Source organism: Synergistaceae bacterium (genome assembly GCA_031267575.1).
In the GTDB taxonomy this organism is placed as follows: Bacteria; Synergistota; Synergistia; order Synergistales; family Aminobacteriaceae; genus JAIRYN01.
The window spans coordinates 1-16,869 of sequence record JAIRYN010000041.1 but is presented as its reverse complement, the minus strand read 5'-3'; the positions used below and the strand labels follow the sequence as shown (position 1 = coordinate 16,869).

16 protein-coding genes are annotated in these 16,869 nt (G+C 50.9%); 4 read left to right on the top strand and 12 right to left on the bottom strand.

What is annotated here, in order from left to right; genetic code table 11:
- The first annotated feature begins 161 nt into the window (after positions 1-161).
- Positions 162-1,169 carry a 2-keto-3-deoxygluconate permease gene (locus LBJ36_06050; protein ID MDR1378598.1) on the top strand — a complete coding sequence of 336 codons (1,008 nt, stop codon included), beginning with the start codon at positions 162-164 and terminating at the stop codon, positions 1,167-1,169.
- Positions 1,170-1,321: 152 nt separating this feature from the next.
- On the opposite strand, the gene LBJ36_06045 is transcribed toward LBJ36_06050, so the two are convergent.
- From LBJ36_06045 to tnpA, 8 genes are all read right to left on the bottom strand, one after another.
- On the bottom strand, positions 1,322-1,999 hold the full coding sequence (locus LBJ36_06045; protein MDR1378597.1) for a DUF1847 domain-containing protein: 678 nt from the start codon (positions 1,997-1,999) through the stop codon (positions 1,322-1,324).
- Positions 2,000-2,121: 122 nt separating this feature from the next.
- Positions 2,122-2,874, bottom strand: coding sequence for an amino acid ABC transporter ATP-binding protein (locus LBJ36_06040; GenBank protein ID MDR1378596.1), 753 nt, complete (start codon positions 2,872-2,874; stop codon positions 2,122-2,124).
- 95 nt (positions 2,875-2,969) lie between these two features.
- Positions 2,970-3,662 (bottom strand): amino acid ABC transporter permease, encoded by a 693-nt coding sequence (locus tag LBJ36_06035; GenBank protein ID MDR1378595.1) that lies wholly within the window; start codon positions 3,660-3,662, stop codon positions 2,970-2,972.
- Between the two features lie 6 nt (positions 3,663-3,668).
- Complete coding sequence (locus tag LBJ36_06030; protein MDR1378594.1) at positions 3,669-4,355, bottom strand: amino acid ABC transporter permease; 687 nt, start codon at positions 4,353-4,355, stop codon at positions 3,669-3,671.
- A gap of 31 nt (positions 4,356-4,386) precedes the next feature.
- The gene (locus tag LBJ36_06025; GenBank protein MDR1378593.1) at positions 4,387-5,181 is read right to left on the bottom strand and encodes a transporter substrate-binding domain-containing protein; all 795 of its coding nucleotides are present in this window, start codon (positions 5,179-5,181) and stop codon (positions 4,387-4,389) included.
- Between the two features lie 530 nt (positions 5,182-5,711).
- Complete coding sequence (locus tag LBJ36_06020; GenBank protein ID MDR1378592.1) at positions 5,712-6,857, bottom strand: aldo/keto reductase; 1,146 nt, start codon at positions 6,855-6,857, stop codon at positions 5,712-5,714.
- A 454-nt stretch (positions 6,858-7,311) separates the two neighbouring features.
- A complete protein-coding gene (locus LBJ36_06015) occupies positions 7,312-8,436 on the bottom strand; it encodes a M20/M25/M40 family metallo-hydrolase (GenBank protein MDR1378591.1) in 1,125 nt (374 codons plus the stop codon).
- Between the two features lie 262 nt (positions 8,437-8,698).
- Positions 8,699-9,097, bottom strand: coding sequence for an IS200/IS605 family transposase (tnpA, locus tag LBJ36_06010; protein MDR1378590.1), 399 nt, complete (start codon positions 9,095-9,097; stop codon positions 8,699-8,701).
- Between the two features lie 734 nt (positions 9,098-9,831).
- On the opposite strand from tnpA, the gene LBJ36_06005 reads away from it, so the two are divergent.
- From LBJ36_06005 to LBJ36_05995, 3 genes are read left to right on the top strand one after another with little or no spacing between them, the layout of a single operon-like run.
- Positions 9,832-10,671 carry an ABC transporter ATP-binding protein gene (locus tag LBJ36_06005; GenBank protein ID MDR1378589.1) on the top strand — a complete coding sequence of 280 codons (840 nt, stop codon included), beginning with the start codon at positions 9,832-9,834 and terminating at the stop codon, positions 10,669-10,671.
- Positions 10,668-11,507: an ATP-binding cassette domain-containing protein gene (locus LBJ36_06000; GenBank protein ID MDR1378588.1), complete on the top strand. Its 840-nt coding sequence runs from the start codon at positions 10,668-10,670 to the stop codon at positions 11,505-11,507. The genes LBJ36_06005 and LBJ36_06000 overlap by 4 nt, the downstream gene beginning before the upstream one ends.
- A gap of 7 nt (positions 11,508-11,514) precedes the next feature.
- Entirely contained in the window at positions 11,515-12,981 is a 1,467-nt protein-coding gene (locus tag LBJ36_05995) for a 3-deoxy-D-manno-octulosonic acid transferase (protein MDR1378587.1), read from the top strand.
- A 669-nt stretch (positions 12,982-13,650) separates the two neighbouring features.
- Here LBJ36_05995 and LBJ36_05990 read toward each other — a convergent pair.
- From LBJ36_05990 to LBJ36_05975, 4 genes are all read right to left on the bottom strand, one after another.
- Positions 13,651-14,226 (bottom strand): hypothetical protein, encoded by a 576-nt coding sequence (locus LBJ36_05990; GenBank protein MDR1378586.1) that lies wholly within the window; start codon positions 14,224-14,226, stop codon positions 13,651-13,653.
- A gap of 438 nt (positions 14,227-14,664) precedes the next feature.
- Positions 14,665-15,816 (bottom strand): DUF362 domain-containing protein, encoded by a 1,152-nt coding sequence (locus LBJ36_05985; protein MDR1378585.1) that lies wholly within the window; start codon positions 15,814-15,816, stop codon positions 14,665-14,667.
- A gap of 284 nt (positions 15,817-16,100) precedes the next feature.
- On the bottom strand, positions 16,101-16,508 hold the full coding sequence (locus LBJ36_05980; protein ID MDR1378584.1) for a hypothetical protein: 408 nt from the start codon (positions 16,506-16,508) through the stop codon (positions 16,101-16,103).
- 43 nt (positions 16,509-16,551) lie between these two features.
- On the bottom strand, positions 16,552-16,869 hold a 318-nt coding region (locus LBJ36_05975; GenBank protein ID MDR1378583.1), incomplete at its 5' end, for an Rpn family recombination-promoting nuclease/putative transposase.

The following is a 16,869-nucleotide window of genomic DNA, read 5'->3' as shown; positions in this document are numbered from 1 at the left end:
CTTGAACATGATTCCGGCGGCGTCGCTCCAGGACGCGGTGGCGAAAGCGGAGGAGCTGCTGGGTAAAAAAGACGCTTCAGTAACGGTAATACCGGACGGGGTATCCGTCATAATCGAATAAATAATCGAATAAATAAAGGAAGGTGCTTTTTATGGGCAGAATTCCGATTCTCAAAACAATTTATAAAGTTCCAGGCGGTCTTATGGTGGTGTTTTTGATTCTGGGGTGTCTGGTGAATACTTTTGCGCCGGAGTCGCTCAATATCGGCAGCTTCACGACGGCGCTCTTCAAGAACGGCGCGTTGGCGTTGATCGCCGTGATGCTTTTCTGCAGCGGAGCGCAGATCACCATAAAAACCGCGGGAGTCGCCCTTTGGAAGGGTATTCTCCTCAACGTCAGCAAGGTTCTGCTTGGGGTGATCCCCGCCCTTATCGTCGGGAGGCTTCTGGGGCAGCACGCCACGTGGCTCGGCCTGACACCGCTGGCGCTGATCTCCGCAATGTCCAACTCGAACGGCGGCCTTTTCGCGGCACTCGCCTCACGTTACGGCGACGACTCGGACGTGGGGGCTCTTGCGATACTTTCGACGAACGACGGGCCGTTTTATGAAATGCTTTTTATGGGCGTAGCCGGCTTGGCCAATATCCCCTGGATCGCGTTGGTGGCGGTGGTTGTGCCCATCATCATCGGCATGATCCTCGGCAACCTGGACGACGACATTCGTAAGTTCCTTGCGCCCGGAATCATGATCGCCATTCCGTTTTTCGCGTTCCCACTGGGGGCGGGCCTCAACCTGAACCAGCTCGTCGAAGCAGGCGGACCCGGAATTATCCTCGGGCTTCTGACGTTGTTTGTCACCGGAGTGGGCAGTTATTTCGCCTATAAATGGCTGGTGCCGAAGTCCCTGCGCAAAAACGACGCGGTGGGGGCGGCTGTGGGCACGACGGCGGGCAACGCAGCAGGAACGCCCGCGGCCTTCGCCGCCGTGGACCCGTCTTTCGCGCCTTACGCCGCCGCTGCCACGATACAGGTGGGCGCTTCCATCGTCATCACGGCGCTTCTCTGTCCGTTGCTGGTCGATTTCCTGGCACGATACGAGCGCAAAAAGCAGGGCCTCGCGGCGGAAACATCCGAGGACGTGATAAAGGACATAGGAACCAATTTATAACGCGCAACCGCGTGTGATTTTGTGATTTGATAACTGCGGGACGAAAAACTTGAGGGCAGAACCGACAGTATGGCCTGCCCTTTGATTAGATAGATGATGTTTGCTTTACCTTTCTTTGTTTACTTTTTGTCTACTCTTTATCTACTTTTTGTCTACCCTTTGTCTACACGACGGGGCGAGGGCAATTCTGAATCCAGGAGCCGCCGATAGTAGGTGTTTGTATTGTAGAGAGCCGCGGCGGGATTGTGGCACAGAACCCTATCTTTCACGATCAGGTAAGTCACCGGCGCTTTCGAGTGTTTGATGAATAAGCTGTCGTGCCCCACGCACAACCCCATGACGATGTTGAACTCCGTCTTCCACTCGTTTAGAAGCTCGGCCTGAAGAATGGGGTTGCACATGGACTCGTGGGCGCCGGGCAACAGTTTTTGCTCTTCCGCCAGGCCAATCACCGTCTTGTCCACAGCCCCCACCTTGCAGGCCACGCCGTAGACGTTGATACCCTTGGCCTTCGCGATCTTCGCGAACTGGTTGCACTCGCTCAAAAGCCCCACGCAGGTGGCCACTCCCACCTTCTTGTATCCCATTTTTTTGACGAAGATCAGGGTTTCCTCCACTCGCGTGGCCCTGCCGTAGTAGCTGGACTCGATATCCGCCGACGTGAGGGCGATCTTTCGGTCCTTCGGGCTTTTGAGGTAACGCTGGAGCGCGTTTTCGACGGTTTCCTTTGGCGTGTTGGTCGTCAGACAAAAATCGGGAAACGCCTTCTTCAGATTCCCACAGTTACCCACCGCGCAATTCGCGCAGTTCAGAGGATGCGTATCGCTCATTGTTCGTGTTCCATTTCGTGTTCCATTTCGTGTTCCGTGCCGTAGGCTCGACAGCGTTCTTTACGGTATTTTTCGCAATATTTCATCTTCAAAACCTCGCTTTATCGTTTTTCGATGCCTCGTCATATCGAGTAGTCGTACTTCAAGAGAATCCTATCCAAAAATTGCTGGGTTCTTTGCTCTTTCGGTTTGCTGAAGATTTCCCTCGGCGTCCCCTCCTCCACGATGACCCCACCGTCCATAAAGACCACATGATCGGCGATGTCGTGGGCAAAGGACATTTCGTGAGTGACCACCACCATGGTGATGCCCTCCTGGGCCACGGCGCGCATCACCGCCAGCACCTCACCCACCAGTTCCGGGTCCAGGGCGGAGGTCGGCTCATCGAAGAGGATCACCTCGGGGTTCAAAACGACGGCACGCGCGATGGCCACACGCTGTTGTTGGCCCCCCGACAACTGAGAGGGGTAGAACTCGTACTTGTCGCTTAGGCCCACTTTGTCCAGCTCTCTTCGCGCCTTTTCGTAGGCCTCAGCGAAGGGAACTTTTCTCGCCGTCACGAGCCCCTCCATGACGTTTTCGATGGCGTTCTTGTTGTTGAAGAGATTGTAGCTCTGAAAGACCATCGCGGTCCTCCTTCGAACGCGCAAAATATCCTTCTTAGCGGCGTGCTTGAATCGGACTGTGAGGTCTCCGATGCTCAGCTCACCGTCGTCGGCGTTCTCCAAAAAGTTGATGCAGCGCAGAAGCGTGGTTTTCCCTGAGCCGCTAGGACCCAGGATCACCACCACCTCACCCTTCTTCACGTCCAGGTCCACCCCCTTGAGGACCTCGTTCTTTCCGAACGATTTGCGCGCGCCTTTCACTCGAATCATATTTTCCGTCCCTCTTGTATTTTTGTCTGTTAATTCTTTTCATGCTTTTAATTCATGTTTTCAATTCATACTTTCAATTCTTTTCTTTTTGTCTGTCAATGCCGTTTGAATCGCTTTTCCAGAAGCCAGGAGCCACGTTCCACGGCGATGCAGAGGGCCCAGTAGACCAGTGCCGCCGCGATGTAGGCCTCCAGAAAGCGATAGTTGATCTGCGCCGAGGTCATTGCCCCGTTTAGGACGTCGAGTATCCCGATCACGTAGACAATTGAAGAGCCTTTTATCAGCCCGATGAAGTTGTTGCAGAGCACGGGGACGGCAAACGCCAGCGCCTGGGGCATAATGATCCGGCGCAACGCCTGGAATCGCGTCAACCCCACGGAAACGCAAGCCTCGTACTGTCCATCCGGCACGGAGTTCAACGCGCCGCGCAGGGTTTCGGATATGACCACCGCAGCGTAGGCGGACATGGCGACGATGCCGATGTAGATTTTATCCATCAACCGCAGCCGGTCCGCCCAGTCGTAATATTCCGATAGCTTGTCCAGGGGTTTCAAAATCAAAAAGTTTAGGATGAGAATATAAAGCACCACCGGAATTCCTCTCAAGGCCGGGATTAGGGCGCTGACCGCCTGTGAGACGACGCGCAGGTGGAATTTCCTGACCACGGCGATGGGGATTCCCAAAACGACGCCTACGCAAAGAGGGATGACGGACAGAAGCAGTGTCACATGCAGGAAGCGTATCGCCACTTTGAAAGACACCCAGATATAAATCGCGTCGAAAGTCATTATTCTTTACCCCACGGCCGGAAGCAGTTTTTTCCCTGCCCAGGCGAATCCTTTTTCCAACAGCAGGCTCGCCGCGATGAAGACCAGAGCGACGACCACGTAGCCCTCCAACACATGGTAGGTCCGAATGCCGATGGCCTCCGCTTGTCCGAGCATGTCGAGTATTCCCAGGGTGAAGGCCAAGGAGGTGTCCTGCATAGCGTTGATGACCCGTGTGCCGAAGGCGGGGAAGGCGATGAAGAACGCCTGGGGCAAAACGATCCTGCGAAACGTTTGGAAACCGCTTAACCCCACCGACCAGGCCGCCTCCGTCTGTCCAGCGGGAACGCTGGCGATGGCCGACCGGATAATTTCCGCCATGAAGGCCGCGTTGTTCAACGCGTAGGCGATCAGTACGAAATACAGCTTGTCCCATCGGTTAATATTGACGCCGAAGTTATTCAACAAAATGGGAAAACCGTAATACACGATGAACATTTGAATGATCACCGGCGTTCCTCTGACGAAAGAAATATAAAACACGGCCAAGGCGTTCAGAACCGGCACCCGATAAAGCCGGACCGTCGCCAGCAGAAGCCCCAGCAGTGTTCCCCCGCCTACGGACACGGACACGATCAAAAGAGTGACAGAGATGCGCGACACGATGGCCGGCATGTACTCGAAAACTAAAGCGATATCGAAGAGCTTTCCCATTGCCGCGCCCCCTTAGTCTAAAAATAAGATGTCATTCCGCCGTGTAGTCTCCACCTGTGTACTGGGCCGATATTTTAGAAAGGGTTCCGTCTTTCTTCAACTCCCGCAGCGCGGCGTCAATGTCATCTCGTAACTGAGTTTCCTTTTTCGCGAGCACAAAATAGGCGTCGGACTTGCTGAAGAGGTTCTCCTCCACGATGCCCAGTCCGCCCCCGAAAGCGTCGTTGGTGCGGTTGAAGACCCTTCTGGTCATGACGCCGGCGTCAATTCTGCCGTTGACGATATTGTCATAAGCGACCTGATTGCTCCCCTCGTAGACGATGTCGATTTTTTTGTCGGGGTGCTCCGCGTTGTACTTTTCCGCGATGGCAGCCGAGTTGCTTCCTCCCGTAACCGCCAACTTCTTCCCCGCCAGGTCGTCGATGGACTTGATGTCGGTCCGCCCCTTTTTCACGACAATGCGCTTGTCGTAGTTGGCGAAGCCCTCTGTGGCGAAAAGGTACTTCTCCGCTCTTTCCGGGTTGGTTTCGAACTGCTGGCTGGCGATGTCGAGTTTACCCGCGTCAATACCCAGCAGGAGATTCCTGAACTCCAGGGATTCGAAGACGAACTTGTACTGAGGAAGGCGCTCGTTGGCCGCCTTGAGCACCGCCACGTCATAGCCCGCCGGCTGGTTGTTTTCGTCGATATAGGCGTAAGGTTCAAAGGCGTTTCCGATCCCCACCGCGATATCCCGAACCTCTCCCGCCAACGCCCCGCCCGCGAAGATCCCAAACAACACCATCAAGACAGCGCCTGCGAAAATTTTCTTCGTCACTTTTTTCATAATAAAACCTCCTAACAAAAATTTAAAATAAAATTACGTTTTACACGCCGCGAATACTCCGTAACCTCCGACAACAACACAATTCCAAACACATTCCGGCTTCACCCCACTTTCGCCCAACAGAAATTCGGCACAAAAACAAAAAAAGGACCCCCGCCCAAAACGGAGATCCCCACAGAGGCAGGTGTACACGATTACAAACCGATCACCTCTGGTGGGATCCAGTCATAGAACACATCATCGTCAAAAACATCACAATAAAAGCAAAAAAATTTTTATTCGCCATTTTTCGTTTCCTTTCATTGAACTAAATCCTATTAAATCATATTTAACTAAATCTTATATATTAAGTATGTTTAATCTAAAATAGATAATATATCTATATTATCCAGATGTCAATAGTGCAAAACGAGGTCGAATAGCCGGCGTGGCTTTCGACCTCAATGAGGCGGAAAAGGTTTTGATCCTACTTTATTTCCGCCTTATTTTCTTCTATCCTGCTTATTTTCTTCTATACCACTTATTTTCTTCTATCTCGCGGCCGCGAAATCGGCGATTTCTTTGACGCCCTGAGGAACGTCAATACCTTGAGGGCAACGGGGCCGGCACTGACCGCAGACGACACAGTTGGCCGCTCGCTCTGAGGGGGTCAGGGAGCCATACATCATTTGAAAGATGATTGGAGCCATGGAAGGATTCTCCGCTAACGTGGCTCGGTAGCGGTTGTAACTGGCAAAAACCCCGGGGATATCCACCCCAGAGGGACAGGGCATACAATAGCGGCAGCCGGTGCACGGAAGGAAGCCGGAGGCCCGGTAAGCCGTGGCCGTTCGGGCGAGAACCGCCCGTTCGCTTTCGTCTAGGGGGCGGAAGCCGGTCATGGTTTTGACGTTATCCTCCACTTGTTGGAGGCTGCTCATGCCGCTCAGGACGGTTAGGACTCCGGGTAAAGAAGCAGCGTAGCGGATCGCCCAGGATGAAGAGCTAGCGTTGGGATCGGCCGCTTTCAGGATCGCCTCCGCCTGAGGGGGAAGGTTGGCCAGTGCTCCGCCGCGGACGGGTTCCATGACAACCACCGGAATGCGCAGCTCCTCCAGAATTTGGTAATGCCGCTTGGCGTTGACGGCGTCCCAATCGAGGTAGTTGATCTGAATTTGGGCAAAGTCCCAGTCGTATTCTTTCGCCACGCGCTCCAAATGCTCAGGACTGCCGTGCAGGGAGAACCCCAGGCGGCGAATCCTTCCCCGTTCTTTTTCCCGGTGCAGAAGCTCGTAGAGACGATGCTTGAGCGTGATGTCCCACACGTCCTCGTTTAGGTTGTGGAGGAGGTAAAAATCGAAGTGTTCCACACAGCATTTCTCCAACTGCCGCGCAAATTTGAGTTCCGCTTCGTTGGCGGATTCGAGGGTCCTGATCCAGAGTTTGGTGGCCAGGTTGAACTTTTCTCTGGGATGGCGGTTCAGAGCGGCTCCGGCAAAAACCTCACTTTGGCCTTCATGATAGATCCACGCGGTGTCGAAGTAGTTGACGCCAGCATCCAGAGCGCGATCCACCATCTCTTCCGCCGTTTCGTAATTGATGTCCTTCGAATCGTCAGACCGAAGCGGCAAACGCATCAAGCCAAAACCCAGCAAGGATATTTCCTTGCCAATGCCTTCAAAATATCTCGTTTCCATTTTCATAACCTCCCATTTTCAGCGCTTAGGGCAGACAGATGATCGGTTTACCACTAAAGTTCTCCTGTCCTATATAAAATCTGCTTTATATTTATACTAAAATTTTACGATAAAGCGATGAGAAAGCCAACAGCTTCAGCCGTTGGATGAGAATCGGATGAGATCGGATGAGATTGGATGAGATTGGATGAGAATCGCAACGCTGCTGTTGGTGGCGTTTGTTTTGTATTTGGTTTCTTGCCATATATTTACTTTCATATATCTACTTTCATATTAAAATCCTTTTGTGGTTTATCAATGCGAGATGTGGGGCGGAACATGATCGGGGTATCAATGCGGCTGTAAATATTCTTAGAGTGGGGGCATCCACTCTTAAAGGAGAAGACATAAGACCGGTTTCAGTCGGCTGTCTTTGTCGAACTTAGAATCCCACAACTTTAGTCGTGGGAGTATGTCAGGGTTCCATAAACTTCTCCAGCGCGTTCTTTAAAATGGAGATGGAGCGCAGGTAATCGTTCAGGTCGGTGTGCTCCTCGGCGGTGTGATCGAGCTTAGAGTCGCCGGGTCCGTAGGCAGCCATAGGACAGCTCCATGCCGCAGCCAAGTTGAAGTCCGCTGTACCTCCTTTCACCAGAAAGCGCGGGGTGAGTCCAGCCTCTCGGACCGCCAGCCGCAGGGCGCGGACAATGGGATTGTTTTTGTCTACCAAGTGCGCGGACATGGAGGATAGCATTTCCACCGTCACTCCGCGCCGCTCTCCGAGCTCAATGAAGTCTCTTCCCCAAAGGGTTGGGTCCGCTCCCACGGGAAGCCGGACATCCAAATCCACAAACCCCGTCCTCTCTCCTTCTTCTGTGCCTCGCATGGCAATGACCGCTCCCGATGGTCGTTCGATAACAGGCTTTAAGGTGTCGTTGCGCCGCTCCACCTCCCCCAGGATATCCGCCGCCGCCATCAGGCAGGCCGTAATCGGACCGGGGTTACCGCTTCGGTGCGCGCCGCTGTCCTGGGCGTGAACTTGGAATCGCAAGTATCCGCGATATCCCAGAGTGACCCCGCTGGTTCCCGACGGCTCGCCGATCACGCAAGCGGCCGGACTATGGAAGGGAAGGACATGGCGAGCCCCTCGGGAATCGCCCTCTTCTCCCACCGCAGCAATCAGCGTTATTCTCCAGCCTTCCAAAACCTGGGCCGCGCCACCCGCCATAGCGAACGCGCAGAGGGGGCCCTTAGCGTCCACGCTACCGCGTCCCCACAAAACATCTCCCTCTACTCGAAAGCACGGGCCTCCTGAAACGGTGTCGATATGACCCATCAGGACAATCTCGCGGTCTCCGCTGCCCCGCCGAGCAACCACGTTGCCCACCTCGTCGCGGTGAATGTCCTCCCACACTAACGGCGCCCCTTCCCGCGTGTCAGGGAACGAGGATGTCGATGTAGGTTTAGACATAGATAAAGCCTCCATCAAGTAACGACAAGCCGCGTCTTCGTCATACGTCACACTAGGAATCTCGACCAACCGGATCAGCAGTTCTCTGGCCTCTTCGGCTCTGGCCTCTTCGGAACGGAAAGAATACATTCAACACCTCTCGCTTTGTCTCTATTGATTATCCTTGACATACTCCCACGACGTAAGTCATGTGATTCTAAGATCGACAAAGACAGCCGACTGAAACCGGTCTTACGTCTTCTCCTCGTTTCTTACGGCTGAGTTCTCACGAAAATTTCTTGAGCTTGTCTGAAGCCCGGCGCATAAAAAGAGGCGGCTCAATCTTTTCTCCCTCCGACGTGGTGAAGATGTTGATTCCGTTTGGCCTGGTAGAGTTTAAAAACGTAGGTTCTCATTTATTTTTCTGCTCTTCGATATACTTCATGATAGTTTTCTCTGAAATATGCCCCACAGATTCACAGTAGTACGAACGTGTCCACAAGGAAGGCATTTTCAGGAGATGAGGAAATTCCAAGCGCAATACTCTTGCTGTATAGCTCTTGAGCTGTCGGACAATATAATGAGGAGCGTTTATAGGCCATGTTTTGACAAAGGCGCGAATGTGATCCGGCATGATCTCAAGCTTCGCAATCTGAACATCGATCTCCTCAGCTTTCTCGTATAAAAGTTCTTTGAGTCGGATTTCTACATCACCAACAAGCATCTTGCGCCGATATTTTGGACACCAGATAAGATAATAGCCAATATTGAACACAGATGTGTTCGAATGAATCCATCGTTGATAAGCCATAAAAAGAGTTTAACATGAAAGTAGACATATGGCAAGAAACCAAATGCAAAACGAACGCCACCAACGGCAGCGTTATGATTCTCATCCAATCTTATCCAATCTCATTCAACGGCTGAAGCTGTTGGTTTTCTCATCGCTTTATCGTAAAGCTCAAGGATTTTGAATTTATTTTGAATTGATTTTTAATCTACGTTTCTATTGTACCGATTCTTTTAGCGTACTAATACCTACTCATAGTTAGCAGATACGTTTCGCATAGTATTCCGAAGACCATATGATCTAAGGAAAAGCTAAATCTCGCAAAGTTTATCCAAAAGATAAACGCTTTTTAATTATCAATATAACCTTGGTTTTCGGTTTTAATATCGATGTTTTCGTTGAATATTTTACGTTCGGAACTTCTCCGAACAACCTCTTATATTCAGTTTTCAAGGTACAAAATAAGCATAACAAGCTATTATCATGATGTCAATAAGAAGGATTTCGATATAAATAAATTATGAATAAATACTTATCTATGTACTATACGTTGACCTCAATTTTATTTTTATTGTTTGACAGTTTATTGTGTGACAGGAATAGGACTACGGAAATGTCGCTAGTCAAGATGGACATCGGCGTACTCGTCTTGCATACTATACATTACATTTCAGAATCGCAGAGCGGAGTATAATCATCAACGGGACATGCGAACGGGACATACGATATGATAATAAGAAAACGGAGGCTCCACAATGATTCCGCGTGAAAACATGACGCTCGAACTGCGCGACCTTTCCGTCACGTACCAAGGAGAGGTACTAGCCGTGAGAAACTGTTCCCTCTCTATCGCCAAGGGCGACATCCTTGGCCTGGTGGGGGAGTCCGGCAGCGGAAAATCCAGCGTTCTCATGGCGATTCCTCGCCTATTGCCGAAAAGCGCCCTGGTCGCCGGACAAATTTTCTGCGACGGAGAAGAACTGTCGGCGCTGGGGGAAGAAGCCATAAACGCCTGGAGGTGGCGCCGCGTGGCGCTGGTGCCTCAAGGGGCGATGAACTCCTTTACCCCTCACCTTTCCGTCGAACGGCACATCACGGAGGTTCTGACGCATCATATGAAAACATCTAAACAGGAAGGGCGCCGACGGGCCGCTGATTTGTTCCGAAGCGTGGGCCTGGAGAGTTCGCTCTTGTCTCGTTATCCCCATGAGCTGTCAGGGGGACAAAAACAGCGCGCCGCTTTGGCCACGGCGTTGGCCTGCGAGCCTGACTTCCTCCTGGCGGACGAGCCCACCACGGCCTTGGACGTCGTCACCCAGAAAAAGGTGCTGGATATGGCCGTATCCCTGGTGCGCGAACGCGGCATGGGGCTTTTGCTGGTGACCCACGACCTTCCTTTGGCCGCCACCATCTGCGATACACTGGTCGTCATGAAAGAGGGCTTAATCGTGGAGAGCGGCCCTTCGCGGCGGCTGATTAACGCTCCCCAAAATCCCTACACGCGGCAACTGATCCAGGCCATCCGAGATATGGAAGATGTAATAGAAGACATAAAAGAAGCCGAAGAAATTCAAGATAACGGAGGCAAGTCATGACGCCGAGAAACTCTGCCGTGAATGTAAAGGACCTGGGTGTCCACTTTAAAGGTCGCTATCACTGGACTTACGGTCTTGGTAGACGAAATTCTTCCGAGGGAACCTGGGCTTTGAGGTCTCTTTCCTTTTCTTTAGGACAAGGGGAGACGCTGTCTATTGTGGGAGAGTCTGGCAGCGGAAAGACGACCCTCCTACGCTCGCTTCTGGGACTGGTTTCGCTCAGCGTGGGAGACGTGAAGCTATGGGGCCAGTCCATCAGCTCCATGACGAACGAAGAACGTTTGACGGCCCGTCGGCGGTGCGGTTACGTACCTCAAGATCCCTACGGCTCATTGCCTCCGACCCTCACCGTTTTGGGGGCCGTCCTGGAACCCTGGAGTGTTGTTCATGACAGGCGAGAGCGGGAAGCTGGTGTTGCTAAGGCAAAGACGCTCCTTGCCGAACTCAAGTTGCCGGAGGAACTGTGGAACGCCCGTGTCCGCTACTTCCTATCCGGGGGACAGCGTCAAAGGGTAGCCGTGGCTCGGGCTCTGATTTTGGAGCCGGAGCTTCTGCTCTGCGACGAGCCCACGGCTATGCAGGATGTTTCGACTCGAGGCGAGGTGCTGGAGGTTCTGAGACGCCGTGTAACCAAGGGTATGTCCATGATCCTGGTGACTCACGATCTACTATTGGCCCGCTACGCCTCCGCTCACGGGTTGGTGCTCTACAAAGGAGAGGCTGTGGAATCCGGCTGGACGGCGGAACTTCTGAGGCACCCTTCCCATTGTTACACGCAATCCCTGCTGGCGGCGCTGCCGAGGCTGGGAACAGCGGCCGAAACCGTACAGGGCTAAAAACGAGATGAGCATCGAAAAAAAAGCCGAAAAAAAAGCCGAAAGCGAAGTTGAAAGTATTGAAAGTGTTGAAAGAGAATCAGAGGCTCTAACCGCGTGGCCTTATCGTATGGGGTTGGCTTTTTACAAGGCAGCCATTTCAACGTTTTTCGCCGCCGGTGGACTCGTGTTCCTCAAAAAAAAATATGAGACAGGCCTGGCGGAGCGCATGGGAAACTTCGGTCCCGATATTCCAAGAAACGCCTTATGGATCCACGCGGTCTCGGTGGGTGAGGTTCAATCGGCCGTATCGCTGATCGACGCGGCGCGGACGCGGGAACAGGAAGAAGATAGCCTCATTCAGCGAGCAGGAAGATGCAATCGTTTGCAATTGCAGGAAAAAAACTGTATTTTGTCCACCGTGACAACGACGGGACGAATCATGGCGGAAAAACTGGCGGCGCGAAAAGTGAACGCCATGATCTACAGTCCCTGGGATACGCCGCGGTTTGTAAAACGAGCCCTGGATACCCTTGCGCCCAAAGCCTATATTGCCATGGAGACGGAGCGGTGGCCCACGATGCTGTCCGAACTCCACGCGCGAAAAATCCCTGCGTTCCTCGTCAATGGACGCCTTTCCTCGGAGAGCGCCCAAAAACTTCGAGGACAGAAGACGTTTTGGAGGGGGGTGCTTTGTTGTTTTGACCGTTTGTTGGTCAGGTTCGAGTCCGATAAAGAGCTTTTTTTGAGTCTGAGCGTTCCGGAAGAAAAAATCGTCGTAACGGGCGATTGTAAGATCGACGCCATGTTTGCCCGCAGGAACGAGATGAAAAAGACCGGAGACGTGAACCCGTGGCGACATTTACGGAGAGAAAACGAGCCCCCTGGGAGTTCCCCCTTGTTTCTCGCCGGCAGTACCCATGAAGGGGAGGACGAGGTGGTGCTTGCGGCTTTCGAGAAAGTTCGCGAGATGTACCCCCGGTCCCGTCTTGTCATCGTACCCCGTCACCCCCAACGAGCGCTTTACGTGGTGGCGGCGGCTTTGCCCTATGGAGAAACGGAACTGTTCACGGATCGGAATCCGAGTGGCCACGAAGCAGCATGTAAGCGTGAAGCGGTGGACTGGGACATCGCGGTCGTAGGCAAGATAGGCGTTTTATTCGAGCTTTATTCCGTGGTGGATGCGGCTTTCGTGGGCGGCAGCCTGGTTCCCAAGGGAGGCCAGAACATCATGGAGCCCGCTTTGTTTGGAATACCATTGACCCACGGTCCGAATATGGACAGCTTTCCCAACGCAGCCCGAATGGACGCTCTAGGCGCGGCGCAAACCGTCGAAAACGCTAGTCAACTGGCGAAGGCTTGGTCGCGGGCAATGGACCCGGTGGAACGAACTCGTTTCCAGAAGGCCTCGCGGGAATATTTCGCCTCTGTGGGCGGCGCCGGCCCGCGTAGTTGGGACGTCATCAAACAGTTTCTCGCTGAGGAGAAGACGTAAAACCGGTTTCAGTCGGCTGTTTTTGTCGATCTTAGAATCCCATGACTTTAGTCGTGGGAGTATGTTAAGTGTGCTCGCTAATACCCTACAAGCATACGACTTGCTTTTTTGCGGACAATCGGTCTGTTTTTCACACTTATCAAACTTATTGATGAAGATTATTGATGAAGAGCATCCGGAAGAATATATTGCGTTATTGAGCGCGGCAGTAAGAGAGTCAAAGAAAATAAAGGAATGAAAATAAAGGAATCGTTGGATGACAGACAAAAAACATTAGCGGAAGGCAAAACACCGCCCGATAATGTTTATATAAAGTTGTCTCCCTTCATAATTATACTGAGCGCGTCCTAAATTTGAGTGAGCAGTCGGCGCAATCCTAGGCAACCTAGTACATCGACAAAGTTAAATTCTATTATTAAGATGTTCTCAAAAACACATCTTGAGGTGAATTATGAGAACAAAATATACAATATGTCTGACGAAATTTATCTTTACATTTAATTTTGTCAAGGTACTAGAACCTCATAATGCGACTTTTGATCGCGCTCAATATACAAAACACATAAGAGTGGATGCCCCCACTCTGAGAATATTTACAGTCGCAGTAAGATTGAAGTAAAAATTACTTTCTTATCAGAATATATCTGAGGCTTTTCTCTTTTCGTATTCTCAAAAATAGATTTTAAATTTACCTCGAAGAGAAAAACCGCTGAGATCGTAATCTTTGACGTCGGAGACGATATTATAGGCCGCCTCCACGTTAAACCAGCGGGTAATATCTACTCCCAGCAATACAAGCCCACCAAAGGCAGCCTTCCACCCAGTGTCGACGCCCGCCGAGCGGTCTTCAAAGTTGATTCCATAGCCCGCGATGCCGATACCCGCATAGGGTTTCAGACTGCCCTGTTTGCTCAGGCTCCAGCGCGCCTGAATGCCGATGGGAATAATCCATGCGTCGTTGTCATGCTTTGCTCCGTGATAAAAACCAAAGTAGGGAGAGAAACTGAGATCTCCCACCTCGAACCCCCCGACCAGGGTTTCCATGTTCAAAGCTACCCCAATGCCCCACCAGAAACTTCCGAACGCATTCTGAGCGCGGGAGTTCGTGGGGAAGTATCCCGTTAGCGTCGGGGACAGAAAAAACAGTTTCTTGTCGCCTTCGGCCGCCTCCGTGGAGGTTGCCATAAAAAACGCCACGCACCACAGAAAAACTATGCTTGCGCATACACCTCGTTTTCCTCCCATACTTATCCCTCTTTCACCTTTCAGCACCTAACCGGGTAGTTCTCTGTGATAGAAAGTCAGGTTAGAATAAGTTATTTTTACATTCTTATAAAAAATATGCAAGCTATATTATCACACCCAACGCCACAATCTGCGACTTGGGGATTTAAGTCCTCTATTGACAAACGCTCCATCCCATGCTATAAACTCTCATCAAGAGAAAAATGATTCAGCGGCTGTGAAATATTTTTCTTATTGATAGAATAATTAAGGGTAACCTTCTCTATAAGATTCGTATACATATTATTAATGTACTCAATATCCTTTACTCTGCTACAAAAGAGCAACAAAATATTTACAAGGCTTTCGGCTTGAAATCCCCTTCATAAAAATCTGTATGTATAAAAATGTCGAGATTTTAGGGTATACCTGAAGAAACCAGACGAAAGCCTGCTGTGTCTATCGCACCGCTTTCATCAATTTCATCAGTAACCCGTCTTGGAACCCGATGGCGTCCACCGGGCACATCTCATGACAACAGTAACACCGAATACATTTCCGATAGTCGAAAATCAATTTCTTTCCGTTCATCGAAATGGCCTGAGCTTTGCATATTGCCGCGCATTTTCCACAAACGATACAGCGGTCTGACCGATGGTAAGGGCGCGACATCAAAGCCTGTTCCAGAAATTTTGCAAAAGGCAGTTTGGATAAGATCGGCACGAGATTCAAGCTATCCAGCTTGGGGATCTCCAAACTCTCCCAAATATGATAGGCCGGAAAATCCCCAGCAAGATCGTTGTCGTCTAACTTACACTGAGACATGCCTCTTAGGTTGGCGGCTTGCCAAAGCGGATAATCTTCCAGCCGGACCCCCATCATGCGACACAACCAGAAGTCCATTGTTAACGCGTCTTGCGCCCCGGCCATGATCCCGTAAGGGAAGGGTTTGCCATTGGTAGGCCCCCGCCCGTCCATGCCGACCACGCCGTCTAGAATTGTCAGGGTAGGGCGGATGCCGTTCCAGATGTCCAGCAACAGAGAGGCAAATCGCTCACGTCTCAGGCCAACGCTGTAATGCCATTCGGCTTTGCGCTGCGCCACCACACAACCGAATAAGTTCTTGACCCCCAAGGTTAGAAGCATTTGAGCATGAGTTTTCATTTTAGGTAGATTGATGATCGCGTCGCTTTCGAGCACGCGACGGGCAACCTCGATCTTGCGGAACGTGGCGTCGGGAGTCACGGAAAGCGGAATGGAGTCCGTCAACTCCACGCAGGGAACATCTAAATCTCGCGCAACATCTAAGAGGCCCGCCTTTTCGGCCGCCTTGAGAAAGTTATCGAGCCCCGGGCTATCAGCGATGACAGGATGTCCTCCCACTTCCAGCACAGCCTTGGCCACGGCTCGAACTACAGACGGGTCCGTTGTTACCCGGCGTTCCGGCTCGCACCCCGCCACGAGGTTAACCTTCAAGAGAACTTGGTCACCTTGCTTGATAAAATTCCCCAAACCCCCAAAGTGTCGAAAAATGGTGTTGACCGTAGCTTCGATTCCTTCTCGGTCATAGTCGCCTTGTCTCTGGAGGATCAGTTTACGCGACGCACTCAACAACAAACAACTCCTTTCCCGGTAATTGTTATAGGATATCCGATTTTTGGCTTTGACGTTTTTCGTTAAGATGGCTCTAAAAAATAGAAATAAGCGAATATACGAAATTAGCAAAAATCGCACAATAAGCCATAAATTTCAGGAGTGAATCCAACATGTTGATGCGCTTTCCTGAAGGCACTGATATCAACGGCTGAAATCTATTCATTAACACGTTCGGTCCACTATCTAAATTTCGGGAGTTTAGGAATCTAAAGAACGGATCTAACGTGTTGATGTTCTTTCTATGTGCGTAAGGTCTCGATTTCTTTAACAGATAATCCCGTAAACTTAGCAATTAGGTCTGGAGACATTGCGTCTGCCAGCATCGAACGCGCTGTTTTACGTTTTTCTTCTTTTCTTCCTTCTTCTCTTCCTTCTTCTCTTCCTTCTTCTCTTCCTTCTTCTCTTCCCTCTTCTCTTCCTTCTTTTCTTCCTTCTTCTCTCCCCTCTTCTTTCCAAACTTCTACAGCTTCTTCCATTTTAAATTCCGCTGTCAGCATATTGATCACCTCCGAACCGTGGCTCTGCAAAAATTCAACCAATATATCTTTTTCAACACAATCTTTTATGGCCTGTTTAATGGCTTTTTCTAATTCGTAGCCAGCATCCGAATATTGGCGCGCCGAGGCAATAAAAAAAACATAATCCAAGAGAGTCTTGCTTTTCTTGACAAGTTCTTCGTTGAAACCTTTGTTAATTGTTAATATTGTAAACTGGCACAGTTAACTCCAGAAATCCACCTAGCCATTCTGGGGCGTTTGCTTCTCGAAACGCGTCCGAAAGTCTTAGATCCTTTCGTTCGGGAAATTCGCTCTTGCCATTGTACAAGACGTAAAATTCGGGCTTCGGGATTTTCAAAAGTTTCGTCCTGTAGATTGCCTGTTTAAGTTTACGATCAATGTTGAACAGCTTTTCAAACACCCGCGCGATATAAATCAGGAGACGGATAGGCATGTTTTCGCACGGCGTGCTTTGATGCTCTATCATAACGATGAGTTTATCCTCGATAAC

What these genes read in the sequence shown, in the direction of transcription:
- LBJ36_05990 (MDR1378586.1), bottom strand. Translation starts at nt 14,226, where the DNA reads ATGGGAGGAAAACGAGGTGTATGCGCAAGCATAGTTTTTCTGTGGTGC.
- LBJ36_06045 (MDR1378597.1), bottom strand. Translation starts at nt 1,999, where the DNA reads ATGAGCGATACGCATCCTCTGAACTGCGCGAATTGCGCGGTGGGTAAC.
- LBJ36_06035 (MDR1378595.1), bottom strand. Translation starts at nt 3,662, where the DNA reads ATGACTTTCGACGCGATTTATATCTGGGTGTCTTTCAAAGTGGCGATA.
- LBJ36_06025 (MDR1378593.1), bottom strand. Translation starts at nt 5,181, where the DNA reads ATGAAAAAAGTGACGAAGAAAATTTTCGCAGGCGCTGTCTTGATGGTG.
- LBJ36_06015 (MDR1378591.1), bottom strand. Translation starts at nt 8,436, where the DNA reads ATGTATTCTTTCCGTTCCGAAGAGGCCAGAGCCGAAGAGGCCAGAGAA.
- tnpA (MDR1378590.1), bottom strand. Translation starts at nt 9,097, where the DNA reads ATGGCTTATCAACGATGGATTCATTCGAACACATCTGTGTTCAATATT.
- LBJ36_06030 (MDR1378594.1), bottom strand. Translation starts at nt 4,355, where the DNA reads ATGGGAAAGCTCTTCGATATCGCTTTAGTTTTCGAGTACATGCCGGCC.
- LBJ36_06040 (MDR1378596.1), bottom strand. Translation starts at nt 2,874, where the DNA reads ATGATTCGAGTGAAAGGCGCGCGCAAATCGTTCGGAAAGAACGAGGTC.
- LBJ36_06005 (MDR1378589.1), top strand. Translation starts at nt 9,832, where the DNA reads ATGATTCCGCGTGAAAACATGACGCTCGAACTGCGCGACCTTTCCGTC.
- LBJ36_06000 (MDR1378588.1), top strand. Translation starts at nt 10,668, where the DNA reads ATGACGCCGAGAAACTCTGCCGTGAATGTAAAGGACCTGGGTGTCCAC.
- LBJ36_06020 (MDR1378592.1), bottom strand. Translation starts at nt 6,857, where the DNA reads ATGGAAACGAGATATTTTGAAGGCATTGGCAAGGAAATATCCTTGCTG.
- LBJ36_05995 (MDR1378587.1), top strand. Translation starts at nt 11,515, where the DNA reads ATGAGCATCGAAAAAAAAGCCGAAAAAAAAGCCGAAAGCGAAGTTGAA.